The sequence below is a fragment of the Arthrobacter sp. EM1 genome (genome assembly GCF_029964055.1).
In the GTDB taxonomy this organism is placed as follows: domain Bacteria; phylum Actinomycetota; class Actinomycetes; order Actinomycetales; family Micrococcaceae; genus Arthrobacter.
The window spans coordinates 2,388,700-2,412,015 of the sequence record NZ_CP124836.1; the positions used below are offsets into that span (position 1 = coordinate 2,388,700).

Sequence of the window (23,316 nt, forward strand, 5' to 3'; positions counted from 1 at the left end):
ACACCTCTATGTTCGTTCCATCGGCCACACCAAGCCCGACTCAAAGTCCGATGCTTCCGGCACCGGCACCAGCCCCTAGCCTGCAGGTAGAAGTCACGCCGCCGGCCTCTCCGGAAGCGCCAGTCCCGCCAACTGTTACACCGCCCGCACCTCTATCAGAGGGAGCTCAGGCCATCCTCGACCGATGGACGAGTCTGGGCGCGGAGACCGGCATCATGGGGTTGCCCAAGGCGCCAGCCTCGTGTGGATTGCGGGATGACGGCTGCCTTCAGGAATTTGACCACGGTTTCATTGCCTGGACCTCATCCACCGGCGCACAGCCGGCACGAGGTGAAATACTTTCTCGTTGGGCTGCCCTCGAACGTATCGATGGCCAACTGGGTTATCCAAAGGCTGCCGAAATCTGCGGACGGCCCCACAACGGCTGCACTCAGGAATACCAGGGCGGCGCCATCGTCTGGAGCCCGGAGACCGGCGCGCAACCCATTTGGGGGGCCACCGGAGAGCGCTGGGTCGCCCTGAAGTCGTTTGACGGGTCGCTGGGATACCCCACATCCGCCGAAGTCTGCAATCTCTCAGGCGGCGGCTGCTACCAGGACTACCAGGGCGGCGCCATCATCTGGAGCCCTGCCACCGGCGCCCAACCCACGTGGGGAGCCACCCGGGAGCGCTGGGCCACACTGAACTTCGTCGACGGCCCCATGGGATACCCCACCTCCGCTGAAATCTGCAATCTCTCACGCGGCGGCTGCTACCAGGACTACCAGGGCGGCGCCATCATCTGGAGCCCTGCCACCGGCGCCCAACCCACGTGGGGAGCCACCCGGGAGCGCTGGGCCACACTGAACTTCGTCGACGGCCCCATGGGATACCCCACCTCCGCTGAAATCTGCAATCTCTCACGCGGCGGCTGCTACCAGGACTACCAGGGCGGCGCCATCATCTGGAGCCCTGCCACCGGCGCCCAACCCACGTGGGGAGCCACCCGGGAGCGCTGGGCCACACTGAACTTCGTCGACGGCCCCATGGGATACCCCACCTCCGCTGAAATCTGCAATCTCTCACGCGGCGGCTGCTACCAGGACTACCAGGGCGGCGCCATCATCTGGAGCCCTGCCACCGGCGCCCAACCCACGTGGGGAGCCACCCGGGCAGAATGGGGAGCCCGGAACTTCGATCGCGGTTCACTGGGTTTTCCCACGGCAGCTGAAACCTGCGGCGGGGGGCAATGCACTCAGTACTACCAGTTTGGCAAGGTCAACTGGTCGCCGCAAGCGGGCATAAGCTATTCCCAGTTCCCGACGAGCTACTGCGAGTCACTGAATCGCGGCACCACTAAGTACCCAGGGGGAACGCCCCGCGTTTCCTTCGCGATTGCCGAGAGCTACCCGTCTACCCACATCAATTTTGTGAACTGCGTCGGGGAGAACGGCGCCTACCGCACAGAATGGAGCACGAGCGGATTTGACGGAGAAAGCGGATTCGCCCGTCCCGGCGTGGCAACCGGACCCACCATCAACAAGTTCTCCCCCACTGGTTCCTTCACGATTACCGATGCTTTCGGCGTGGGCAACCCCGGAACAGCGTTGAACTACATCGCTCTCAACCCGTATTCGCGTTGGGGCGGCCGTTTGAACGGCAACTACAATAAGTACTTCGAGTCCAGTGCCGACATCTTCCCCGACGAAAACATGTGGTATTACGCCACTCGCCGCCAGGGCGACTACAGGCAGGGCGCAGTAATCAACTACAACCGCGAACCGGACTCACCGATCACCATGAACGCCGGTTTCGCAATCTTCCTCCACTCAAATCCGGTTGCAACCTGGGGATGTATTTCATTGAGCGAAAGTGACATCGTGCGTTACCTACGCACAGCAGCCCCCGGCGATCGCCTCATCATGGGCGTGGGTGCAGATGTCTTCCGGTAGGCGTGTGGCGGCTGCATTTGCCGCCCTCTTTGTACTTGCGGCGACCTCGTCATGTTCTGCTGGCGGGTCTTCCTCGGGGAGCGATGGCGAAAACCCTTCCCCTGCGCCGTCACCCAGCAGTAGCACACTCTCTGATCCCACTATTGCGAGGGACGGACGGAACGTCTTCCCCACGTCCGACTCAAAAGCTTGCTCACTTCTGAGCCAGGATGCCATCAAGGGGGTCCTTGGGGACGTCACGTCCTCTCTTGGTCCGCCCCAATCGAGTTCCGAAAGGTCCGCAGACGGGACAATCACCGAGTTCTGTCTTTATCCGTTCGACAAGAGCCTCGTTACTACAAACGGGCTTGTCATCGAAATCCTGACGTATCCATCACCAGAGGCAGCAGTTGATGCGAATCCGTATGCTCTTCTGATGAACGCCGAAGATCTCGCGGGCCTTCAGCACCCAACGAAGTTCGGAGTAAACAAACTCAGCCAATCTACGGAGTTTGTGGTGGCTTCGCTCCAGGACGCACGTCTTCTCAGGTTGGTTGCTGCGACGCCGCCGTCGAAATCGTGGGAAGCAGCCACGGGTAAGGCAAAAATGAAGCAACTGGCTATGGCGGCAGGACTTTAGGCGCAGTTCGGGGGCTAGGGATGGGCAGTCTCGAAGCCTCGCGCCGGTCACAAGGTACTCTGGAGACTTGCATCCACTGTGCCGCAGAAACCGGAGATGACGCTAATCGTATGGCCGAATCAGAAAACGTCTCGACGAACCCTCGACAAACCTTTGGAGGACGGTCAGCCTCGGCAGTGGCCATTGGATCCGCTATTTCAGCCGGGTCGGGCATACTCATCCTGTTCATTGCCAGTCATTCCCTCTCCAAAGAGGACAACTCGGAGTTCCTTGCGTTCTGGGCGGCACTTTTCTTTGTCCATGGCGTCCTTGGCGGCATTCAAACAGAGTCAACCCGGGCCGCGTCCACTGTCTCGGCCCGAGGCGGCCACAATGGAGCCCGTCACCCCAGGCTCATTACCGCGGGACTGATTAGTGGCGGCATGGTAGCGGCACTGATAGCCGTCCTCTCTCCCCTTCTAACGACGTTCAATTTCTTGCACAATTCACAGATCATCTCGCTGGGCCTGATTCTCACGGCGATCCTCTATTCCGGCCACTGCGCTTTGGCCGGTTCACTCCAGGGAAGCGGACGTTGGTCCGTCTTTGGCCGTCTTCTGATCTTGGATGCCTTCCTACGGCTTGCGTGCGTGGGTGCCGCGGCTGCTTGGTCGCTGGGACTCTTGGGCCTCGAGGTCGCGTGCTTCTGTGCCTTGGCGGCCTGGCTTCTACTACTCGTTACCTCTCGGGCAGCCCGTCGATCGCTCCAGACGCGCGCAGACGTTCCACTGGGTAAGCTACTGAGGCAGACATTCCATGCGGTAATTTCCTCAATCTCATCCGCCGCCCTGATTGTTGCCTTCCCCCTGCTGCTGAAACTAACGACTACCTCGGCGGTCTACGAGCAGTCGGCCCCTCTCCTCCTGGCCATTTCCATGACCAGAGCGCCTATCATGGTGCCGTTGCAGGCCTTTCAAGGAGTGGCCATCGCCCATGTCGTCAGGGCAGGTTCCGAGGGCTGGCGGGCACTCCGCCGGCCGGTTCTTATCCTATTAGCAGTCGGTGGAGTAGGAGCCATTCTGGCGTATCTGATAGGGCCGAGCATGATGTTGCTTTTTGGGAAGGGCTACGGCGTGAACGGCATAACACTCGCGCTACTGACGCTTGCTTCCGTAGTCATGGCCGTCCTCACACTGACCGGAACGGCGACGTTGTCCATGGGATACCACCGGGCATTTTCCGCAGGATGGGTCGCAGCGACCGCCATAGCAATAGCGATACTGGTGCTTCCCTTGTCATTGGAAGCCCGCTGTATCCTTTCGCTGACCCTCGGGCCCGCCGCAGGTATAGCCGTTCATTTCTTCTCCTTGCGCCAATCCACCAAGGTCTCCGCGGTTGCTGTCTAAAAGGTGTCGTTCCTGGTTACTGGTCCACTCCCCGAAAGTTGCAGCCATTGTCAAACCGTAATTCGAGTCCGGCTGCATAATCTGTTTCGGTACGGCAGATGTGTGTGGTCCGGGGACATCCCTGGCACTGTGTTGTCGGGAGATGGCTGACAGTCTAACCGGCGACGGGGGTCTTACGGGGCCGCCCGCGTTTGGCGCCGCTGCCGTGGTAAGTGCCGACTGGGCCCAGAACAAGTTGACGGAGGATTTGTCAGGTGCCGGCTTGGTGGATGATGACGTTTTCGGGGCCCTCGACAATCCTGACAAGTTCGCCGGTGTAGGCCTGTCCGACTTTGATTCTGCTCTTGCGGAAGTTCACCGATCCAGCAGAAGATACTTTGAGGACCCGTGGGGCTGATCGCACACGGCGGCTATCCAACGGCGAGGCTTTCCGGGAAATGTTGTAGACATTGGCCGGCTTCTGTTGCTGAAGGGACCGGAGCGGCCGTTCGTGGTTGCAATGCCACCGGAAAGCATCGCACAAGTCTTGCAGAACCTCGATGCTCAGGGCCGGTCCATGGTCTGCTTAGTACTCCTTGAATGTACGGTGGTAGCGCTCGAGCTTCCCGCAGGTCTGCGGGTGACGAGGGCGGGAGTTCAGCTGCCTAATGCCGAGGGCCGAGAGTTTCTCCTGGAAATGGACCGGGTTCTGTCCTTTGCGGGACCGGAAGTGCAGTCCGTCGTCACTCATCAACTGCCGCGGCGCACCATACTCCAGGACAGCCTCTTCCATCCCAGCCCAAGCTGCCTGGGCCGTGAAGCGGCGGACCGCGTGGGCGCCGATGGAGAACCGGGCGTGGTCATCGATCAGATCCACTATCCAGGCCTTGGAGCCGTCGACCAGGGCAACCTGGGTGCCGTCGATCTGCCACAGGTCGTTCGGGGCTTGCCGTTCGAACCGCTCCCACGCTTTCGGTGTCCGGTTCTCCTGCGGTGTGACCAGCCTGTGGCGTTTGAGGACCCGGTGGACCGTCGATACGGCCGGCACAGGATCCAGCCCCGCCTGTTTGAGTTTGGTCCGCAGGATCCTGGCGCCCCACCGCGGGTTATCAACCCGCAGCCGGACGATCAGGGACTCGACTTCACCAGCAGTGTGAGCCGGAGAGCGGGCCGGGCGCCGGGACCGGGGTTGAAGCCCGTCGGTTCCCCCCGTCCACAGGCGCCGCCGGTACTCGTAGAAGCTCTGCCGGGAAATGCCGTAGCGGCGGCAAACCTCCGTTGTTAGCGGCCATGCAAAACTGCCCATAGGCGGCCATGAGATCTGCCCACTTCCTTACTGAACCGACCGCGTGTTAAGCGGTGGGGGCCTCTCCCTGGGGTTTGATGACGGTGTCTAAGCGCACCAAAGCGAACCAGGAAGAGGCCCTGTATGAAGTCTGACGGAGAAATCATGGAAATTCTTGCTGCCTACGATCTGACCGGATCGTTGCGCGCCACCGCGGAGCTCACGGGCTGCCCGCACCACACCGTTGCCAAGCACGTAGCTGCCAGGGACGCCGGCCGGTCGATTGGGGAACCCGCGGCCGCGGCCGGGTGACCGATCCGTTTCTGCCCAAGATCGAGGAATGGATCGAAGGATCCAAGGGCCGGATCCGCGCGGACAAAGCCCACGAACACGCGGCGGCTGATCTGGGACAACGAGACCGGCATCGGACGGCAGAACAGCTACGCCGTCGGCGTTCACGGCTGTTCGTGTTCGTGGTTCGTGGGGAATTGATTCCGTGTCTAGCCAAAAAAGGGGACCGTGGCCCTACTGGGATGGGTGTGTCTAGCATTCAACCAGGAACAGGACCACGGGCCTTGACTGAGCCTACCGTTGTGGCGATCGACTCTGCCAGCAGCATCTTCAACCTGCCCGACTACCACGTCATCTCCGCCACCGTGCTGTCTGATGGCCGCCGCCAGATCATCGTTGAAACAGGCCAGCCACCGGACTGCCCGAGCTGGGGTGGTGTCGCGACGCGGCGGAAGGAACGGCGCTTCCAACGGATCCGGGACGTCCCTGTCGACGGCGCCGTAGAGGTGCTCTGGTCCAAGTACCGCTGGAATTGCGCGGAAGGGGCTTGCCCGCGGCTCTCGTTCTTTGAAGCTACCACCCAGGTCCCGCGCTGTGCCCATTCCACCGAACGGCTCCGGGTACACGTCGTTGGCGCGGTCATCAGTTCCGGTCGGGCCGTGTCCGAGACCGCCGCCGCGTCCGCGGTGTCTTGGTGGATGGTCCGTGCGCCGGCGCCTGACACAGGAAACCAAGGCCAGCGCGGACGCACCACCGACCCGGTCTGAGCCAACCGCCGGCTGCTGCTCCGCACCAGTGAGACACTCTCGGCCCGCAGCAGCGACCGGCTCAGCCAGGTCTTCGACCTCGATGACCCGACCGGCAAGCTGCAGGCGGCGTGGAACGTCAAAGAACAGCTACGCGACCTGCTGCGCACCGGCTCGCTCCAAGACCCCGCCGCGACGAAGGCCAGGCCCGGAGAACTCGGCGAACGAGCCGCCCAGCCCGAGACGACCAGCCTCTGGCTCACAGTCTGCCGATGGCGGAAGGAAATCGAAGTTTACATCGTCACCAGCGCAAGAACGGCGAAAGTGGAAGCGAAGAACACCGCCATCACGCACTTCAAACGGACAGGACAGGGATTCGTCAATAGCCCGGAACTACAAGACCCGCATAATAATCAGAAGCGCCGCCAGAACAGCGGCCTGATCTTCCACCGCACATTGCAAATCACCGCGAACCGCGGAGAGCCCCTCTGCGCCTTCGGGGTCCACACGCTCATGGACTAGACAAAGAACAAACAGCCTCGCTGCACTGAACACAATCGAGACACGGCCGGCGTCCCATTATCAGTCCTGAGCCTGGGAGTGGGGTCGCTCCGCGGGCGGCCAGACCGAGTCATCCGGCAGTCGGGTTCGGGTACCCAAGCCGCCGAGATTGGCTTCGATCCGCTCTACCGCAGAGCGCAAGATAGCTACCTCTTCAGCGAGCGTGCGGTTCTCATCTTCAACTACCGAGAGCTCCCAGGAGAGGTGCAGGCACACGCCCAGCAGCAAGATGATGCACAGAGCAAACAGCAGATTGGAGGCGACCTGTATGCCAAGGAGCATGCTAACGGACGGTAACAGACCAGGCCAGCCGGCGAGGACGAGCGCGCTTGCTCCGATAATCAGCCAGAGCGCCGCATATTTCTCCCGGAAGACTTTGCGGCGGACGAGTTCAAGCACAATCCCCACCATGACCAAGGCGAAAATAAATGCGGCCAGAGTGTTTCCCATTAGACGGCGCCTTCCTGTACTGCAATCTTCGAGCGGCTCCGAGTCACGGCAAAGAGCAAGGCGAACACGGACCGCAACAGGTAGATAGCCGATTTCGCCGGATTGTGGCTCGGGGTGCCACCCTGCCGGGGCCGCATGGCCACCGGTATCTGAGTGACCCTGCAACCAGATTTGATTGCCACTACGAGTGAATCAATCGTATCCCCAAGATATTCTGCCGGGTAGTGATCTAGGTACTGGGCTATGGCGCGCCTGTTCCCGGCCCTGAATCCCGATGTCACGTCGGTCAGCCGGGTATGGGCCAACCCTGAGATTACGGCCGCCAGAAAAACCATGGCCCACCGGCGGGGACCTGAGACCTTGTAGTCGCCTTTGGCCGCGAACCGGGCACCTATCGATATATCGGCCACATCCAGCCCCTTGATGACGGCGGCGATCTCGCGGGGGTCATGCTGGCCATCGGAGTCCACTTGGATGACTGCGTCGTAGTCATAGCGAGAGGCGTACTTGAATCCCGTCCGCATCGCGCCGCCAACACCCATGTTGAACGGGAGCCGGAGAACAGTCGCGCCGGCGGCATCCGCGGCCGCGGCAGTGTCGTCAGTCGAGCCGTCGTCGACGACCAAGACGTCGTATCCTTCGTGCAGGTTGAGCACGTCGGCAACTGTGCTGCCGACGGTTTCCCCCTCGTTCCATGCAGGCATGATGACGAGAACTCGGCGCGTGTCTGGGCTAGGCATGATTGCGATTCTACGCCGAATCCGCATTTTCCCGTATTTTACGCCAGTGCCCGCTCTGCCTCTCGAGAGGCAGAGAATCCGTACGCGACCGGGCCGCTGGTATCATCTAACGGTTGCAGCACCATCGCAGCCCCCTACATCTGGCGACCAAGGAGACAAGTTGTTCAAGAACAAGACACTTTTGATTACCGGCGGTACCGGCTCATTCGGAAACACTGTTCTCAAGCACTTCCTCCACACAGATATAGGCGAAATTCGGATCTTCTCCCGGGACGAGAAGAAACAGGATGACATGCGCAAGGCCTACGGCAATGACAAGCTGAAGTTCTACATTGGGGACGTCCGAAACATCGAGAGTGTCCGCGAAGCCGTCAGGGGCGTGGACTACATCTTCCACGCTGCCGCACTCAAGCAGGTACCCTCGTGCGAGTTCTTCCCGATGGAGGCCGTTCGTACTAACGTTCTGGGCACCGACAATGTGCTCACTGCGGCTATTGACGCCGGCGTGAAAAAGGTTGTCTGCCTTTCGACGGACAAGGCCGCATACCCCATTAACGCCATGGGTACGTCCAAGGCCATGATGGAGAAAATCGTCATTGCCAAGTCACGCAATGTCGACGCTTCTGAGACGCTGATTTCCTGCACGCGTTACGGAAACGTGATGGCTTCGCGTGGCTCCGTGATCCCGCTGTTCGCGGATCAAATCCGGGCCGGCAAGCCGTTGACCGTCACCGACCCGCACATGACCCGCTTCCTGATGAACCTCGATGAGGCCGTCAAGCTGGTTCTCTTCGCTTTCGAACACGCCAACCAAGGCGACCTGTTCGTCCAGAAGGCCGATGCATCATCCGTCGGGGACTTGGCACTTGCGATGAAGCAACTTTTCCGGTCCGACTCCGAGATCAATGTCATTGGTACGCGGCACGGTGAGAAGGCCCACGAGACCCTGCTCACGAGGGAGGAGAGGGCCAAATCTGAAGACCTCGGCGATTATTTCAGGGTGCCAGCGGATACCCGGGACCTCAACTACGAGAAGTTTTTTGATGCCGGGGACACCGTCAGCGAGACGTTGGAGGAATACACCTCACATAACACCCACCAGCTCTCCATCGAGCAGATCATAGAAAAGGTCAAGACGACGGACTACATTCAGCAGCTCCTGCCTTCCATCGGGGCAGGGTCGTAGAAGTGGGCGGCAATGCAAAGATGCTGGTGGTGAGCCAACACTTCTGGCCCGAAGGTTTTCGGATAAACGACATTTGTGACTATCTGGTAGAAAATGATGTCGACATCGAAGTGCTTTGCGGGTTGCCCAACTACCCGAAGGGCGAGCTTTTCCCGGGGTACACATGGCGCGGGCCTTACAAAGAGAAACATGATGGACTAACGATATACCGGGCTCCGGAGATTCCGCGAGGAAACAACTCAAATTGGCGCATTCTTGTCAATTATCTGTCTTTTCCTGTGGCCAGCCTTCTGCATCTTCCAAGGTTGATGTTTGGGAAGTACGACAAAATATTTCTCTATCAATTGTCGCCGGTGATGATGACCATTGCGGGACTCATCCTGTCCAAGGTTCGTAAAATCGAATCCACAATGTACGTGCTTGACCTGTGGCCTGAAAACCTGTTCTCTGTCCTGAAAATCAAGAATAAGTTTCTACGCCTTCTTGTCGAGCGGGTCTCCCATTGGCATTATCGCCAAGCGGACAACATCATTGTGCTGTCCGAACAGATGCGCGGGAAGATCCAAGGCATCACGGGCCTGCCCGACGCTAAGATCACGGTGGTGCCCCAAGCCTGCGAAAGACTCTACGAGCAGGAGATCCACGACCCCGAACTGGCCGAGCGCCTCGGTAATGGCTTCAAGGTGGTCTTCACGGGCAACATCAGTCCGGCACAGTCGTTTGAGACCATAATCGATGCCGCGGAGACGCTCAAGTCCGAGGGCCTCACGGACATCTCCTGGGTCATCGTCGGCGATGGTATGAGCCGGAGCTCCGTCCAGGGCGAAATCGCCCTACGGGGCCTGGACGACGAGTTCATCTTTGAGGGCCATCATCCTGTTTCCGATATCCCCAAGTACACGACCCTGGCAGACGTCTTGGTTGGCTGTCTTGTGAAGAGTGAGTTGCTCGAAGCCACCATCCCCGCCAAGGTCATGTCCTACATAGCGTCCGGTCGTCCCGTCGTCCTGGCCATGGATGGGGAAGTGCGCAACCTGGTCGAAGATCAGGCCCAGTGTGGCCTCGTGGGGCCGGCAGGCAATTCATCGACGCTGGCGGACAACGTTCGGTCACTGCACGCCCTCACTCCGGAGCAGAGGCGTGAGCTCGGAGCCCGGGGAAAGGCCTACCACCTCGCCCACCTTCAGCGAACTGTTGTCTTGAAGCGACTAAAGGATTTTATCTTCAATGAGGCACAGACGCGCTAGCCACGGTCGTCAATGACGGCTGGCGCGGTGGGGTGGGCAGTGTCAAGAACCCAGCTCCTGCGCACCCATGTCTCCTGCTGGATCCACGGGGTGGAATGAGGGTCCCGGAAATATCGCCCGGCTCGGAATCGGTATTCATCGATGCCGAGCATCCTCGGCTCAAGCTCATTCAAGCCCGACAGGGTGCCCCTGTATTTTACTGAAGGAGACGGGGTTCAGTGCGATCAGCGCCGCGAAGTATATCGGCGCGTGGTCACACGAGGGCAGGGCCCGTAACGAGGGAGGATTTGCCTCCCTGGCAGGGGTAAACCCGACCCCTGCATCTTCCGGGAACACAGTCCGGCACCGGTTGAACCGGGGCGGTGACCGGTCCCTGAACAGTGCCTTGCACATGGTCGCGGTCGTCAGGATGACCCATGATGGCGAAGCCCGCGAGTGAGGTGTGTCAAGTATGTGAGACAGCCGGTTGTTTTCTTTTGGGGTTAGGCGGCCGCGAGTAGCGGCTGGTGTTTGGTCTTGAAGTTGGCCATTGCTGTTGCCGGCGGCAGCCCATCAGTGTTGGTGTGGGGCCGCCAGCGGTTGTAGAACACCTCGATGAAGCGCATGGTTGCCCGGCGGGCGTCCTGCCGAGTGGCGAAGCTGTGGTGATGGTAGAACTCGTTCTTCAGGGATGAGAACGCCGACTCGGCGACGGCGTTATCCCAGCACCCCCCGGTGGCGCCCATGGACTGGCGCACAGCGTTTCCAGTGCACCGGGCGCCCATTTTCCGGGAGGCGTATTGGCCGTATTCAACAGGTCGTCGCAACGGTCTGTTGTTTGATCGATCGTATCTGATCGGTGAATGCCTCGTACGGTGTACGCCATCCGAGGATTCGCCGCGGCCGGTTGTTAAGGGTCTGTGCCACGGCGGCGAGCTCCTCGGCGGTCCACCGCGAGAGACCTGTGCCTTTGGGGAAATGCTGGCGTAGCAGTCCGTTGAGGTGCTCATTGCTGCCGCGTTGCCACGGGCTTTTCGGGTCAGCAAAATAGACGGGCAGACCCGTGACCTGTGTGGAACGCACATGTGCTGAGAGCTCTTTACGCGGTGCCACGTAAGCGATTGACGCAGAGTTCGGGGCAAGGGATTCATAGTCTTGACCAGGGCTTCCTTCATTGTCAGCGCACCGTAGCCGGCCAGCGCCGGACCATTTTCCCTTCGGCGGTAGCAGACCGTATCCCGCCTGTCGGGGTAGGTGAACGAGCATCGTGTAGTTGGTGATTCTCTCCACGGGGGTCCCGATCGCGGACTGGTTGCCCTTGCCGATGATCAGGTCACCCTCCTTACGGTGTTGTTGTGGGTGATTTCGGGGCTGTCGTAGTGTTTCGATCACCCTCGGATAGCGGGTATGGCCGAGATCTCCTGGCCGCTTGGACGGCTTACTGGGAATGGCCGCCCGCCGCCCGCCGATGACCCGACCGCTTATTGAGACTTACGACATTGATCGTTGGGTAAGGACGTGCCGGCGTGGTTATCGACAGGGCCTCGAATAGGAGCTGATCGAAGGGATAAGACATGCCAGCGGTATGGGCGGGAATCGACGCGGGCAAGAGTGGCTGTGACAGGTTTGGATGGCCCCGGCAGGACGGTTACTTCTGGCCCCACTTTGTGACTCGCCGGGCACCTTGTGACGGTTATTCGTGGCCCCACCTTCAACGTTGGATCCATCAGTAGATGGGATCAGCGGAGGGTAGGCCTGGATGGAGTCGAGAGCGGATTTGTTCGCGCTGATCCGAAGGGACGCCCGGGTGGAGGGCTTGTCCGTTCGTGCGCTGGCGGCCCGGCACGGGGTCCATCGCAGGACGGTGCGGCAAGCTCTTGAATCGGCTACCCCTCCCGAACGCAAACCAAGGCAAGGGGTGTCATGGCGGCTGGACCCGTTTAAGGCTGCGATTGATGTCATGCTGACAGAGGACACGACCGCGCCGCGGAAGCAGCGCCACACCGCCAGGAGGATTTTAGCCCGGCTCATTGAGGAGCACAGCGCGGAGGAACTTTCGTATTCCACCGTGCGCGACTACGTCCGGGTCCGCCGGGCCCAGATCGACGTGGAGGCAGGCCGCCGGGTAGAGGTTTTCATCCCGCAGGAACACGCCCCCGGCGCTGAGGCTGAGGTGGACTTCGGAGAACTCTGGGTCTTGCTGAACGGTGTGAAGACGAAGTGCCACATGTTAGTCTTCAGGCTCTCCCACTCGGGCAAGGCCATCCACCGGATCTATCCGACGCAGGCGCAGGAAGCATTTCTGGAAGGCCACATCGAGGCGTTCAACGATATTGTTGGTGTGCCGGTGAAGCACATCCGCTATGACAACCTCACGAGCGCTGTCACTGCGGTGGTGTTCGGGCAGGGCCGGCAACGCCAAGAGAATGAACGGTGGGTATTGTTCCGTTCCCACTACGGTTTTGATGCGTTCTATTGCCAGCCCGGCATCGCCGGGGCTCACGAAAAAGGCGGGGTTGAAGGAGAGGTCGGCTGGTTCCGACGCAATCGGCTCGCGCCCATGCCTGTCGTCGCATCCCTGGATGAGCTCAAAAGCCGAATTCGGGACTGGGCGGCCTTGGACGACCGTCGGCGGATCAATGACCGGATCCATACGATCGGGCAGGACTTCGCTGCCGAGCAGCCGTTCCTGGCGCCGCTGCCTGCGGAGGAGTTTGACCCGGGCCTGGCGCTGACACCCCGGGTGGACAGGTCTTCGATGGTCACGGTGCGGATGGCGAAATACTCCGTCCCAGCCCGGCTCATCGGCCGGAAGGTCCGGGTGTCCCTAAGGGCCTCGGAGGTCGTGGTATTCGACGGCCCCGCGGCCGTAGCCAGGCATCAGCGGGTGGCCGCCCGGTCCGGGCAGTCGGTCCAGCTGGATCACTACCTCGAGGTCCTCAAGACCAAACCCGGCGCGCTTCCCGGTTCCACCGCCCTGGCCCGGGCACGAGAGTCCGGGACGTTCACTACCGCCCATGAGGCCTTCTGGGCCGCCTCCTGCCGGGTCAACGGCGACTCCGCCGGAACCCGTGAGCTTATCGATGTCCTGCTATTGCACCGATCCATGGATTCCGGAGACATCCAGGCAGGAATCACTGCTGCGCTGGAAGTGGGGGCCGTCAGTGCCGACGTCGTCGCCGTCGAAGCCCGCCGACAGGCCATGATTTCCTCCCGGCGTGGGGCCGGCTCGGACCGTCCTCCCGGTGCTCAAAGCGAATCGAAAGTGCAACGGGTTGTCAGTCTTATCCAACGCCGACTCATGGACCCTGCCGCAGTCATCGCCGGGCTCCCCGCGGACACGCGCCCGCTCCCGTCGATCAGTGCCTACGACGAGCTGTTGGCCAAACGCACCCAGCAACCCGCAGGAACCGTCGCAGAGGAGAACATCTCATGAGCCCCACCGCACCGGCTACCACCATCACTCCTACCCTGCGCCGGCGGCGGGGACTTACCGAACAGGCAGCGGTCGCAGCAGTGGACCAAGCCTGCCGCCGGTTGCGCCTGCCCACGGTCCGGGCGGTCCTAGACGAAGCCTTGACGGTCGCAGGGAAGGAACAACTCTCTTATCAGGGATTCCTTGCCGAGCTGTTGTTGGCCGAATGCGATGACCGGGACCAGCGTTCATCCATCCGCAGGGTGAAAGCCGCGAACTTTCCCAGGGACAAGTGGCTCGGGGATTTCGATTTCGACGCGAACCCGAACATCAACCCTGCCACCATCCACACCCTGGCAACCGGGGACTGGATCCGCAAGGGCGCACCCTTGTGCCTCATTGGAGACTCCGGCACCGGCAAGTCCCACCTACTCATCGGGCTCGGTACCGCCGCTGCGGAGAAGGGCTACCGGGTCAAATACACGCTGGCGACCCGGCTCGTGAACGAACTCGTGGAAGCCGCCGACGAGAAGATCCTGGCCAGGACTATCGCCCGCTACGGCCGCGTGGACCTGCTGTGCATCGGTCTATGCCGAGCCCGCGACTATGCCGAGGTGTCCGCCAGGTCGGGCTGGTGTGCGGGGTCCGGGCCGGTCGCGGGTCGGCATAGTTACAGGCTCTCGAGGAACGCGAGGATCTTGTCGGGTGGGTGGTATCGGCCAGGGCTGGCGGATGCCGGGGTGGTGAGGGCGAGGGCTTTCTCCTTGATGGTGATGTCGGCGTGGACGTAGGCGTCGGTGGAACGGACTCCGGCGTGGCCGAGCCAGAGGGCGATCACCGAGGTGTCGACCCCGGCTTGGAGCAAGGTCATCGCGCAGCTGTGACGAAACACGTGAGGGTGGATTTTCTTGCCCGATAGCGACGGACATGTTCGGGCAGCGGTCGCTGCGTGGGTGCTGACCCGCAGCGCGACGGCGTCGCGGCTGAGCCGCCGCCCGGTGCGGGTCGGGAACACTGGCTCGTGGGGTTTTCCGGCTCGTTCGGCCAGCCAGGAACGCAGCAGTCCTTCGACGGGAGTGGTGATTGGAACGGCGCGTTGTTTGCGTCCTTTGCCTTCGCATCGGACGTTCGCGCCGGCGCCCAGCGTGACATCGGTGCAGTTCAGGCCTGTGAGTTCGGAGACCCGCAGTCCGGTCTGGATGGCGAGGAGCATCAGGGCCCTGTCGCGCCGTCCTTCCCATCTGGACTGGTCCGGGGCCGCGACGAGGGCGTCGATCTCGGGTGCGGGCAGGAATGTCACTGTGCGCTTGTCGAACCGCTTCGGCGGGATGGCGAGGACACGCTGGATCAGCAGCGCATGCTCGGGATGACGCAACGCGGCGTAGGAGAAAAGTGAGCGGATGGCTGTCAGGCGGACGTTGCGGGTTCTGACGCTGTTGTGCCGTTCATTCTCCAAGTGGGTAAGGAATCCTGAGATTGTGGTCGCGTTCAGGTCGTCCCAGTCCAGTTGTGATGGCGACTTGCCGGTCCGTGCGTGGATGAACTCCAGGAGCAGCTTCAGGGCGTCGCGGTAGGCGGCGATGGTCCGCGGGCTGGCTTGGCGCTGTTGGGTGAGCCGGTCGGTGAAGAACATCTGCAGTGTGGGTGCGATCAGCGTCATGATCGCACCGCCGTCCAGCCGGTATTCTGGCGTGCCGCGGCCAGGGCGAGCAGTTCCGGCGCAGCCGAAAGATACCAGTAGGTGGATGCCGGTTCGCGGTGGCCGAGGTAGGTCGATAGCCATGGGAGTTTCGCCTGCACGTCCTCGCCGGTGCGATACCAGCCGAGCAGGGTTCGGACCGCGAACGTGTGCCGGAGATCGTGAAGCCGCGGAGCCGAGGGTGCCCCGGTCCCGATACCGGCGGCATCGACCAGATGCCGGAATGTCGGGCATACGGCCGCGTAGCAGAGGCGTTTGTGCGTCTGGGACACGAAGAAGCTTGGCTCCTTCGGTCGGGGTTCGAGCTCGTCGCGGAGTTGGGCGTAGGCGCTCAGTGCTTCCATGGCAGTGCTGTGGAGTGGAACCAGCCGGGATTTGCCGAATTTGGATTCGCGGATCAGCAGCACGCTCCCGGTCCAGTCGATGTCGCTGCGGTCAAGCTTGATTGCCTCGCCGATCCGCAGACCACCCGCTGCCAGCAGGCCAACCAGGGTCTCGTAGGTCGCGGCCCGCAGCGGCGATCGGATCAAGACGCGGGCCTGGTTCATCAGTGCCTCGATGTCGGCTGTGGAGTAGATGAACGGTCGGCGCCATCTTTGCCGGTGCGGCATCAGACCCAGCGGCGGGATCTCCGTGCCGGGGTAAATGCCGGTCAGGTAGCGGGCGAACCCGCGGGCTGCCGTCATCCGTCGCGGCCCCACGGTCGTCGGCTGGCCTGTCGGGGATTGCTGCGCCCAGTCCAGTGCCGCTTCTATGGTCACCGTGGACGCTCCGCGGGTGTCCAGAAAAGCCACGAAGCCTGGCAGCAACCAACGGGCCTCGGCCATTTCGTGTCCGAGCGAACGACGCAGTTGCAGGTAACCCGCGAGATCCTGCTCCAACGCACTCACCGCAGAAGCCCCGGCCACGGCTGGGCCACCTGGCGCAGCGCGACCAAATCAACCTTGGCATAGAGGGCGGTCGTGGCCAGATCCTGATGGCGCAGGACCTGGCTGATCGCCATCAGGCCGGCGCCCTGGCGGAGGAGTTCACCGGCCAGGGCGTGCCTCAGCCCGTGCGGTCCGACGTCGGGCAGGCCTGCACGTTTGCAGGCCCGCTCGACAACATCGCCAACCAGATCAGCGCGGATCGGCCCGCGGGGTGCCCGGCAGGTCAGGAATACATGGACGGCATCCGCAGGATTCCGACCAGAGCAGAGGTAGGCTACCAGCGCTTCGCCGACCTCGGCCGGCAACGGCAACCGGTCTTGCCTGCGCGCTTTGCCCCGGACCATGAGTTCCCCGGACCGCCAGTCCACGTCCCGCAATTCCATGCGTGCGACCTCGACGGACCGTAACCCCAACCGCGACACCAGCATCACGATCGCGAAGTCCCTGACCCCAACCAGCGTGCTGCGGTCAACGCTGTCGAGCAAAAGCTGCACGTCCGCCGCGGACAACCCGGCAGGGGGCAGAGCCGCGAAGCGCCATCCACCCACCGCAGGAACCGACGCACCCAGACTCAACCCGGTCATGTCATGCAGATAGAGGAAGCGCAGGATCGAACGCAGCTCGGCCACCCGTCCCTTCGCCGACCCCGCAGACACCCGGGCGAATTCCCGCAGCAGGAACGCATTGATGTCCGCCCCGGTCAGAGCCTCCGGAGCGAACACGCCACCGACAGAAGACTCCTGAAGGAAGCGCCGGGCAGTGTTCTCATAACGAAGCACAGTGGTCAGCGCCAGCCCCCGCTCCTGGATCATCCACGACCGGTACGAGCCCAGAAGCGCACCCAACGGTGTCACCAAAGGCGCTCTTACGGGGACGGCGCCCGACTCCCGCAGGTAGCTCATCAGCGGAACCAGAGCACGGGGACCTGGGCTCCCGCTCCGGCCAGCGTTTCGCCGGGCAGATTGGAACTCGGCCGCGCGTTCCTCGTTCAGATCCTCAGTGTTGAGCCCCTCGGCAGAAAGCCAGAGCCCGACCTGGCCTAAATCCTTCAACATGTTCCGGACCGTGCCCGGCGTGTAACCCCGCCGCGTCAACCACTCCCGGTAACCCTCGACGTGCGGCCACAGCTGGCCAGCTTTCCTTCTCGTTCCCGACACTGCACTTCGCCTCCTTCACGGAAGCACGGTTGCTCCCATGAACAGGCTCCACCCCCGGGGACTATGCCGATACGAGAACGTCCATCACGGCCTGAAACGCCCCACCATCAACGGCTTTACCGGCCACCACCGAATGCCTCGGCATAGTCACGGGCTCGGCATAGGTCGATCTATGCGGATGTCCGCATAGGTCGATGAACTGGGCTATATGGAACTTGACCGCCGCGGCGCCGAACTGCTGTTCCAAGTCCTCACCGAGCGAGAAGAGAAAAATTCCATTGCGATAGCTTCGAACGAGTCGTTTTCCGGCTGGACCAAGACGACCTCCAACCGGTTCGCGGTTTGGACCAGATCAGCGTTGACCTGCAGTTGCTTACTGCCCGCCGCATTGATCTGGGCTGTGACCGGGTCCGGGCGATCAACCGGCTCCGAGCCACCTTGCCGGAATACTTCCCCGCACTTGAGCGTGCGTTCGACTACTCCAAGAAAGCACCCCTAATCCTCTTGGACGGCTATCAATCGCCCGAAGGCATCCGGCGGATAGGGCCGACCCGGCTCACCAGCTGGCTCAAGAAATGCAGATGCCGTAACAGCGCTGCAATGGCAGAGAAAGCCCTGGAGGCCGCCAACTCCCAGCACACGGTCCTGCCCGCCCAATCCACCGGCTCAGCCCTGGTCGCCCGGCTGGCCGAGCAAATAGGCACAATCGATGCAGAGATCGCCGACGTCGACGCCCAGATCACGGACATCTTCCGGCAGCACGACAGCGCTGACGTCCTGCTGAGCATCCCCGGGTTCGGCCCCGTACTCGCAGCAACCTTCCTCGCGAACATCGGCGGTAACCTGGACGGCTTCGACTCCATTGACCGGCTTGCGAGCGTCGCGGGGCTGGCCCCGGTCCCACGCGATTCCGGACGCATCAGCGGCAACCTGCACCGGCCACGCCGCTCCAACCGCAGACTCCTGCGGACCTTTTACCTAGGCGCCCTCTCCAGCCTGAAAAACAGCCCAGCCTCACGAACCTACTACGACCGGAAACGCCGCGAGGGAAAGTCCCACAAACAGGCCCTCATCGCCCTGGCCCGCCGCCGCATCAACGTTCTCTGGGCCATGCTCCGAGACAACACCCTCTACCGGGAACCAGCCACCGTCAGCGGCGTCCAGGCTGCCTGACAACAGCACTGAGATTCCCAATGCCCGGGAACGGCGCGGTTGTCAGCGATGGTCGAAAACTGAGCCATTTCGCGGGCGGCGGAATTCAGCGGTCGTTGCAACGGTTTATGGTTCCGTCGAGGGTGAAGCCAGTCTAGCCAGGTGCTCCATGGGACTCTGCCAACCCAGGATCTCGCGTGGTCGCCGGTTAAGTTCAGCGGCAACCATAGCGAGGTGTTCTGGGCTGTGGACGCCCAGGTCAGTTCCTTTCGGGAAGTACTGGCGGAGTAGTGGAGTGGTCCCCGGAAGTTGGACTCGTAATTGAAGATTACTCGACAGCGAGGTTGTGGGCGAGGTATTCGTCGGGGCTACGGTAGCCGAGTCTTCGTTGGATTCGGGTGCTGTTCCACCAGTGCAGATACTCGTTCAGTCCGGTGTGGAATTGTTCAATGGTGCTGGGTTGCTGAATACGGAACCATTCCTCTTTGAGGTGGCTAAAGAACCCTTCCATGGTGGCATTATCCAGGCAGGTGCCCTTGCGCGACATCGATTGCGTCAGTCCGGCTGCGCGTAGCGTGTCCTGCCAGAGCGGATGCCGATATTGGAATCCCTGGTCTAAATGAACAAGGGGCCGCTCGTCCGGAGCGAGGCCTCGGATCGCAGTACGGAGGCCATCGGTGACCATTTTGACGCTCGGAGACGGACCTGCCATGACAGAGACAATCCGGTTGTCATGAAGATCAAGGACCGGCGAGACGTAAATCTTTGAGGCACCAACCGTGAACTCGGTGACGTCAGTGGCCCACTTGGTGTGTTTGGACGCAGCCTCGAACTGGCGGTTCAAAACGTTCTTAGCGGCCTTCCCGACCTCGCCACGGAAGGAGTTGTATCTACGCCGGCGACGCACAGGGCTTTGCAGCCCGAGCCCGCGCATGAGCTTCAACACGGTCTTCTTCGACACCGTCCAACCCTGTCGCAGCAGCATGGCCAGAACGCGTCGATGACCATAAGCGCTTCGAGCCTGCGCGAAGACCTGACCAATAGCCTCTTTGAGCTTCGTATGCCGGTCCGGCCTGGTGAGCCGGTTACGGTGGTCGTAGAACGTGGAACGGGGAAGCGTTGCCAGGTGCAGCAACAACGCTAACGGGTGTTTGGCCTTGAGATCGTCGATCGCCCGGACTTTCAGCGTCGTTCCTGTGACCTCAAGGCCCGCAATTTTCCCAAATATGCGACCTCCGCACGTAACCGCTCGTTCTCACTGCGGAGCTGCTCGACTTCGCTCTCGGGAAGAGAATTCTCGCGATTGGCCGGCGGCCGGCCCCGTTTCTTCGGAAGTAACCCCTCTTCGCCATCGCGGCGGTAGATTTTCGCCCAGTTCGTGACGGTGCCCGGTGAGGGAAGGTCATACTCCTTGGCCAGGACGCGTCCGGAGACGCCTTGAAGATGACGCCGCACGATCTCGAGCTTGGTTTCTACCTCGTACTGCTTACGGACTCTTGTCATCAGCGCACCCGCTCCTCGTATCTGCCATCGTTCATACAACATTTGAACAGGATTAGGTGCCAGATCAAGGGCAAGCGCGACGGACTTAGCGGTCAGTCCTTGCTCGAACAACTCGACCGCTGACACGGCATTGGAGTGACTCAACGTGCTTCCTGAGTACATCTGACTACTCCCTGAAAAAGGATCCGAAATTCGGTGTCCAACTTCCGGGGACCACTCCAGTAGGCCATTGGTGTTCTCGTTAGAGCCGCGCTGCCAGGGGCTCGCGGGGTCACAGAAGAACACCGGAATTAGCGTCTGCCGTGTGAAATCCTGGTGGCAGGCCATTTCAGTGCCCTGATCCCAAGTCAGGGAACGGCGCAGATGGGACGGGAGCGGGTTCATGGATTCAGCCAAGCGGTCGCGCAGATTCTCAGCTCCGCGGTTGCCCGCCAGATGCACGAGGATGATGAAGCGCGTGGTCCGTTCGACCAGTGTGGCGATGGCCGAGCGGCTACCCTTTCCAATGATCAAGTCCCCTTCCCAATGCCCTGGTACTAATCTGCCGGTCACTTCCGCGGGCCTGTCCCGGATCATGACCATGTCTGGGAATCGCTTGGTCCGGTGCTCCTTCCGGCGGCGTGGCCGGCGACCGGTTCGTCCGCTGCGGAGGGAGACGGCCGGATCCACCGCTAGATCCAAGCTTCCGCGCCCGTACAGGGCCTGATAAACGGGCTCAGCCACGATGTGCATTTCCGGTTGTCCCGGGAATTCAGCGCGTAGACGGTTGCTGATCTGGCGGGGGCTCCAGCGCTGTTTCAGGTGCTCGCGCACGAAATCCCGCAGCGCCGGGTTACCGGCGATCTTCCCCGTCCGTTGACGGCTCCGTCTGCGCTCGGTACTGCGCTGAGCCGTCCGCGGACGGTAATTTCCGGAGGGCTCATGAATGTTCCGGCGGATCTGTTAACGCCAACCCAAAACAGGGCCAGGAACGCCAACTGAAAATAGGGCCACCGACCATTATGGAAGGTGATCAATTTGGATGATTGGGCGGAGATACGCCACCTGTTTTCGACGGGCAAGCACTCGAAGCGTGAGATCGGCAGGCTCGTGGGGGTTTCCCGCGGAACGGTGGAGCGTGCGCTGGAGTCGGACCGGGCGCCGAAGTATCAGCGGGCGGCCGGAGTATCGAGTTTTGATGCGTTTGCTCCCAGGGTGCGGGAGTTGTTGGTGAAGACGCCGACGATGCCGGCCGCGACGCTGGCTGAGCGTGTGGGCTGGTCCGGTTCTGCGTCGTTGTTCCGGGCGAAGGTCGCTGCGATCCGGCCTGAATATGCGCCGCCGGACCCGGCTGACCGTTTGGTCCACGAGCCGGGGTTCCAGGTCCAGTGCGATCTCTGGTTTCCGCACGAGCCGTTGCCCGTTGGTGCGGGCCAGAGCGACACGCCGCCGGTGCTGGTGATGACTTCGGCGTTCTCCGGTTTCATCCAGGCACGGATGCTGCCGTCGCGGACGACGCCGGACCTTTTGGGCGGAATGTGGACTCTTCTCCAGGACGCGCAGGCTGTTCCGTCCCGGCTGCTGTGGGACAACGAGTCCGGCATCGGCCGGCGCCGGCCCACCCAGCCGGTGGCCGCGTTCGCCGGGTCCCTCGGGCTGGAGATCAAGCTGCTGCCGCCGCGGGATCCGGAGTCCAAGGGCATGGTCGAGCGGATGAACAGGTTCTTCCGGCAACGCTTCATGCCGGGCCGGGACTTCCGCTCACCAGCGGATTTCAACGGCCAGCTGGAGGACTGGCTGCCCAAGGCCAACCACCGGTACTCGCGGTCCCGCCACGGCCGCCCTGACGAGCTGGTCCTCCTGGACCGGGAGAAGATGCGGGAGATGCCGCCGGTCACACCGGACACGGTGTTCCGCAACGCCGTGCGGCTCCCGCGGGACTACTACGTGCGGGTGTTCTCCAACGACTATTCCGTGGACCCGTCGTTCATTGGGCGGATCGTGGACGTCACCGCCGATCTGGACACCGTCACGGTCACCCACGACGGGTTGCTCATCGCCACGCACGTCCGGGCCTGGGCCCGGCATCTGGTGGTGACCGATCCGGCCCATGTGGCGCGCGCGGCGGTGATGCGCCGGGACTTCCGGACCCAGCGTGTGCGCCGTCCCGAACCGCCAGAATCTGTGGAGGTGCGGGATCTGGCCGCCTATGACGAGATCTTCGGCATCGACCTCGGCCAGCAGCCGACCCTGGTCCTGGAGGTGGTCTCATGACCGGGACACCGTCACAGATCGAGTACTACGCCCGGGCCCTGCGCGCGCCACGGATCAGCGATGGGTTCCGCCGTCTCGGGGACCAGGCCCGGGACGCCGGCTGGTCGCACGAGGAGTACCTGGCCGCCGTGCTCTCCCGTGAAGTCTCCGAACGCGAAGCCTCCGGAGCGGCGACCCGGATCAAAGCCGCGAGGTTCCCGGCGCACAAGGACCTCGAGGAGTTCAACTTCGACCACCAGCCCTCCGCGGACCGGAACCTTATCGCGCATCTGGGCACCGGCGTCTTCCTTGCCGAGGCCAAGAACGTGGTCCTGCTCGGGCCTCCCGGCACCGGCAAAACCCATCTCGCGGTCGGAATCGGCATCAAGGCAGCCAAGGCCGGGCACAGGGTCCTCTTCGACTCCGCGACCGGCTGGGTCGCCCGGCTGCAGGAGGCTCATTCCCGCGGGAAACTCGCCCAGGAACTGGTGAAACTACGCCGCTACGGGCTCCTCATAATTGACCTATGCCGAGCCCGTGACTATGCCGAGGCATTCGGTGGTGGCCGGTAAAGCCGTTGATGGTGGGGCGTTTCAGGCCGTGATGGACGTTCTCGTATCGGCATAGTCCCCGGGGGTGGAGCCTGTTCATGGGAGCAACCGTGCTTCCGTGAAGGAGGCGAAGTGCAGTGTCGGGAACGAGAAGGAAAGCTGGCCAGCTGTGGCCGCACGTCGAGGGTTACCGGGAGTGGTTGACGCGGCGGGGTTACACGCCGGGCACGGTCCGGAACATGTTGAAGGATTTAGGCCAGGTCGGGCTCTGGCTTTCTG

Annotated in this window: 19 protein-coding genes and 8 pseudogenes; 16 read left to right on the forward strand and 11 right to left on the reverse strand. The window is 62.1% G+C overall.

What is annotated here, in order from left to right:
• The first annotated feature begins 215 nt into the window (after positions 1-215).
• From QI450_RS11030 to QI450_RS11040, 3 genes are all read left to right on the forward strand, one after another.
• Positions 216-1,931, forward strand: coding sequence for a L,D-transpeptidase family protein (locus QI450_RS11030; protein ID WP_282468009.1), 1,716 nt, complete (start codon positions 216-218; stop codon positions 1,929-1,931).
• A 415-nt stretch (positions 1,932-2,346) separates the two neighbouring features.
• Complete coding sequence (locus QI450_RS11035; protein ID WP_226774298.1) at positions 2,347-2,550, forward strand: hypothetical protein; 204 nt, start codon at positions 2,347-2,349, stop codon at positions 2,548-2,550.
• A 110-nt stretch (positions 2,551-2,660) separates the two neighbouring features.
• Positions 2,661-3,935 carry a hypothetical protein gene (locus tag QI450_RS11040; RefSeq protein ID WP_226774297.1) on the forward strand — a complete coding sequence of 425 codons (1,275 nt, stop codon included), beginning with the start codon at positions 2,661-2,663 and terminating at the stop codon, positions 3,933-3,935.
• 565 nt (positions 3,936-4,500) lie between these two features.
• On the opposite strand, the gene QI450_RS11045 is transcribed toward QI450_RS11040, so the two are convergent.
• Positions 4,501-5,220, reverse strand: coding sequence for a DDE-type integrase/transposase/recombinase (locus tag QI450_RS11045; RefSeq protein WP_226774296.1), 720 nt, complete (start codon positions 5,218-5,220; stop codon positions 4,501-4,503).
• Positions 5,221-5,343: 123 nt separating this feature from the next.
• Between QI450_RS11045 and QI450_RS11050 the strand changes: the two are divergent.
• The 4 genes and pseudogenes from QI450_RS11050 to QI450_RS11065 all read left to right on the forward strand — a co-directional run.
• Positions 5,344-5,576, forward strand: a pseudogene (locus QI450_RS11050) (IS21 family transposase); the annotation flags it as partial.
• A 198-nt stretch (positions 5,577-5,774) separates the two neighbouring features.
• A complete protein-coding gene (locus QI450_RS11055) occupies positions 5,775-6,257 on the forward strand; it encodes a hypothetical protein (protein WP_226774301.1) in 483 nt (160 codons plus the stop codon).
• Between the two features lie 15 nt (positions 6,258-6,272).
• Positions 6,273-6,560, forward strand: a pseudogene (locus QI450_RS11060) (ISL3 family transposase); the annotation flags it as partial.
• Positions 6,561-6,758, forward strand: coding sequence for a hypothetical protein (locus tag QI450_RS11065; RefSeq protein WP_282468010.1), 198 nt, complete (start codon positions 6,561-6,563; stop codon positions 6,756-6,758).
• Between the two features lie 60 nt (positions 6,759-6,818).
• Here the strand turns inward: QI450_RS11065 and QI450_RS11070 are convergent, their stop codons facing one another.
• Positions 6,819-7,247, reverse strand: a complete 429-nt coding sequence (locus QI450_RS11070) for a DUF2304 domain-containing protein (RefSeq protein ID WP_226774295.1) — start codon at positions 7,245-7,247, stop codon at positions 6,819-6,821.
• On the reverse strand, positions 7,247-7,987 hold the full coding sequence (locus tag QI450_RS11075; RefSeq protein WP_226774294.1) for a glycosyltransferase family 2 protein: 741 nt from the start codon (positions 7,985-7,987) through the stop codon (positions 7,247-7,249). The genes QI450_RS11070 and QI450_RS11075 overlap by 1 nt, the downstream gene beginning before the upstream one ends.
• A gap of 160 nt (positions 7,988-8,147) precedes the next feature.
• Between QI450_RS11075 and QI450_RS11080 the strand changes: the two genes are divergently transcribed.
• The 3 genes and pseudogenes from QI450_RS11080 to QI450_RS11090 form a co-directional block, all read left to right on the forward strand.
• Positions 8,148-9,173: a polysaccharide biosynthesis protein gene (locus QI450_RS11080; RefSeq protein WP_226774293.1), complete on the forward strand. Its 1,026-nt coding sequence runs from the start codon at positions 8,148-8,150 to the stop codon at positions 9,171-9,173.
• A gap of 2 nt (positions 9,174-9,175) precedes the next feature.
• A complete protein-coding gene (locus QI450_RS11085) occupies positions 9,176-10,420 on the forward strand; it encodes a glycosyltransferase family 4 protein (protein ID WP_226774292.1) in 1,245 nt (414 codons plus the stop codon).
• 211 nt (positions 10,421-10,631) lie between these two features.
• Positions 10,632-10,853 (forward strand): annotated as a pseudogene (locus QI450_RS11090) (transposase); the annotation flags it as partial.
• Between the two features lie 49 nt (positions 10,854-10,902).
• Here QI450_RS11090 and QI450_RS11095 read toward each other — a convergent pair.
• Together QI450_RS11095 and QI450_RS11100 are read right to left on the reverse strand one after the other, a co-directional pair.
• Positions 10,903-11,178, reverse strand: a pseudogene (locus QI450_RS11095) (integrase core domain-containing protein); the annotation flags it as partial.
• A gap of 31 nt (positions 11,179-11,209) precedes the next feature.
• Positions 11,210-11,740: pseudogene (locus QI450_RS11100) on the reverse strand (IS30 family transposase); the annotation flags it as partial.
• A gap of 418 nt (positions 11,741-12,158) precedes the next feature.
• Here QI450_RS11100 and istA (QI450_RS11105) point away from each other — a divergent pair.
• On the forward strand, positions 12,159-13,835 hold the full coding sequence (gene istA / locus QI450_RS11105) for an IS21 family transposase (RefSeq protein ID WP_226774291.1): 1,677 nt from the start codon (positions 12,159-12,161) through the stop codon (positions 13,833-13,835).
• Positions 13,832-14,392 (forward strand): annotated as a pseudogene (locus QI450_RS11110) (ATP-binding protein); the annotation flags it as partial. The gene istA (QI450_RS11105) and the pseudogene QI450_RS11110, both read left to right, overlap by 4 nt.
• A gap of 92 nt (positions 14,393-14,484) precedes the next feature.
• Here QI450_RS11110 and QI450_RS11115 read toward each other — a convergent pair.
• From QI450_RS11115 to QI450_RS11125, 3 genes are read right to left on the reverse strand one after another with little or no spacing between them, the layout of a single operon-like run.
• Positions 14,485-15,474 carry a tyrosine-type recombinase/integrase gene (locus QI450_RS11115; protein WP_226774390.1) on the reverse strand — a complete coding sequence of 330 codons (990 nt, stop codon included), beginning with the start codon at positions 15,472-15,474 and terminating at the stop codon, positions 14,485-14,487.
• Positions 15,471-16,403: a tyrosine-type recombinase/integrase gene (locus QI450_RS11120; RefSeq protein ID WP_226774389.1), complete on the reverse strand. Its 933-nt coding sequence runs from the start codon at positions 16,401-16,403 to the stop codon at positions 15,471-15,473. Before QI450_RS11120 ends, QI450_RS11115 begins: the two co-directional genes overlap by 4 nt.
• Positions 16,400-17,254, reverse strand: a complete 855-nt coding sequence (locus QI450_RS11125; protein WP_226774388.1) for a tyrosine-type recombinase/integrase — start codon at positions 17,252-17,254, stop codon at positions 16,400-16,402. The genes QI450_RS11120 and QI450_RS11125 overlap by 4 nt, the downstream gene beginning before the upstream one ends.
• A gap of 535 nt (positions 17,255-17,789) precedes the next feature.
• On the opposite strand from QI450_RS11125, the pseudogene QI450_RS11130 reads away from it, so the two are divergent.
• Together QI450_RS11130 and QI450_RS11135 are read left to right on the forward strand one after the other, a co-directional pair.
• A pseudogene (locus tag QI450_RS11130) lies at positions 17,790-17,921 on the forward strand (ATP-binding protein); the annotation flags it as partial.
• Positions 17,909-18,772: an IS110 family transposase gene (locus QI450_RS11135; protein WP_256446484.1), complete on the forward strand. Its 864-nt coding sequence runs from the start codon at positions 17,909-17,911 to the stop codon at positions 18,770-18,772. The pseudogene QI450_RS11130 and the gene QI450_RS11135, both read left to right, overlap by 13 nt.
• A gap of 105 nt (positions 18,773-18,877) precedes the next feature.
• On the opposite strand, the pseudogene QI450_RS11140 reads toward QI450_RS11135, so the two are convergent.
• The 3 genes and pseudogenes from QI450_RS11140 to QI450_RS11150 all read right to left on the reverse strand — a co-directional run.
• A pseudogene (locus QI450_RS11140) lies at positions 18,878-19,042 on the reverse strand (IS30 family transposase); the annotation flags it as partial.
• A gap of 37 nt (positions 19,043-19,079) precedes the next feature.
• Positions 19,080-19,889, reverse strand: coding sequence for an IS3 family transposase (locus QI450_RS11145; protein WP_256446482.1), 810 nt, complete (start codon positions 19,887-19,889; stop codon positions 19,080-19,082).
• A gap of 44 nt (positions 19,890-19,933) precedes the next feature.
• Positions 19,934-21,193: an IS30 family transposase gene (locus QI450_RS11150; RefSeq protein WP_348994536.1), complete on the reverse strand. Its 1,260-nt coding sequence runs from the start codon at positions 21,191-21,193 to the stop codon at positions 19,934-19,936.
• Between the two features lie 69 nt (positions 21,194-21,262).
• Here QI450_RS11150 and istA (QI450_RS11155) point away from each other — a divergent pair, with 69 nt between their 5' ends.
• The gene (gene istA / locus QI450_RS11155; protein WP_226773372.1) at positions 21,263-22,507 is read left to right on the forward strand and encodes an IS21 family transposase; all 1,245 of its coding nucleotides are present in this window, start codon (positions 21,263-21,265) and stop codon (positions 22,505-22,507) included.
• Positions 22,504-23,058 (forward strand): ATP-binding protein, encoded by a 555-nt coding sequence (locus tag QI450_RS11160; RefSeq protein WP_226773371.1) that lies wholly within the window; start codon positions 22,504-22,506, stop codon positions 23,056-23,058. The genes istA (QI450_RS11155) and QI450_RS11160 overlap by 4 nt, the downstream gene beginning before the upstream one ends.
• Positions 23,059-23,316: the final 258 nt, after the last annotated feature.

Excerpts from the sequence above, each read along its gene's own strand:
- istA (WP_226774291.1), top strand. The coding sequence starts at position 12,159 with ATGGAGTCGAGAGCGGATTTGTTCGCGCTGATCCGAAGGGACGCCCGG.
- QI450_RS11070 (WP_226774295.1), bottom strand. The coding sequence starts at position 7,247 with ATGGGAAACACTCTGGCCGCATTTATTTTCGCCTTGGTCATGGTGGGG.
- QI450_RS11160 (WP_226773371.1), top strand. The coding sequence starts at position 22,504 with ATGACCGGGACACCGTCACAGATCGAGTACTACGCCCGGGCCCTGCGC.
- QI450_RS11035 (WP_226774298.1), top strand. The coding sequence starts at position 2,347 with ATGAACGCCGAAGATCTCGCGGGCCTTCAGCACCCAACGAAGTTCGGA.
- QI450_RS11030 (WP_282468009.1), top strand. The coding sequence starts at position 216 with ATGGGGTTGCCCAAGGCGCCAGCCTCGTGTGGATTGCGGGATGACGGC.
- QI450_RS11045 (WP_226774296.1), bottom strand. The coding sequence starts at position 5,220 with ATGGGCAGTTTTGCATGGCCGCTAACAACGGAGGTTTGCCGCCGCTAC.
- QI450_RS11125 (WP_226774388.1), bottom strand. The coding sequence starts at position 17,254 with ATGATCCAGGAGCGGGGGCTGGCGCTGACCACTGTGCTTCGTTATGAG.
- QI450_RS11040 (WP_226774297.1), top strand. The coding sequence starts at position 2,661 with ATGGCCGAATCAGAAAACGTCTCGACGAACCCTCGACAAACCTTTGGA.
- QI450_RS11075 (WP_226774294.1), bottom strand. The coding sequence starts at position 7,987 with ATGCCTAGCCCAGACACGCGCCGAGTTCTCGTCATCATGCCTGCATGG.
- QI450_RS11115 (WP_226774390.1), bottom strand. The coding sequence starts at position 15,474 with ATGACGCTGATCGCACCCACACTGCAGATGTTCTTCACCGACCGGCTC.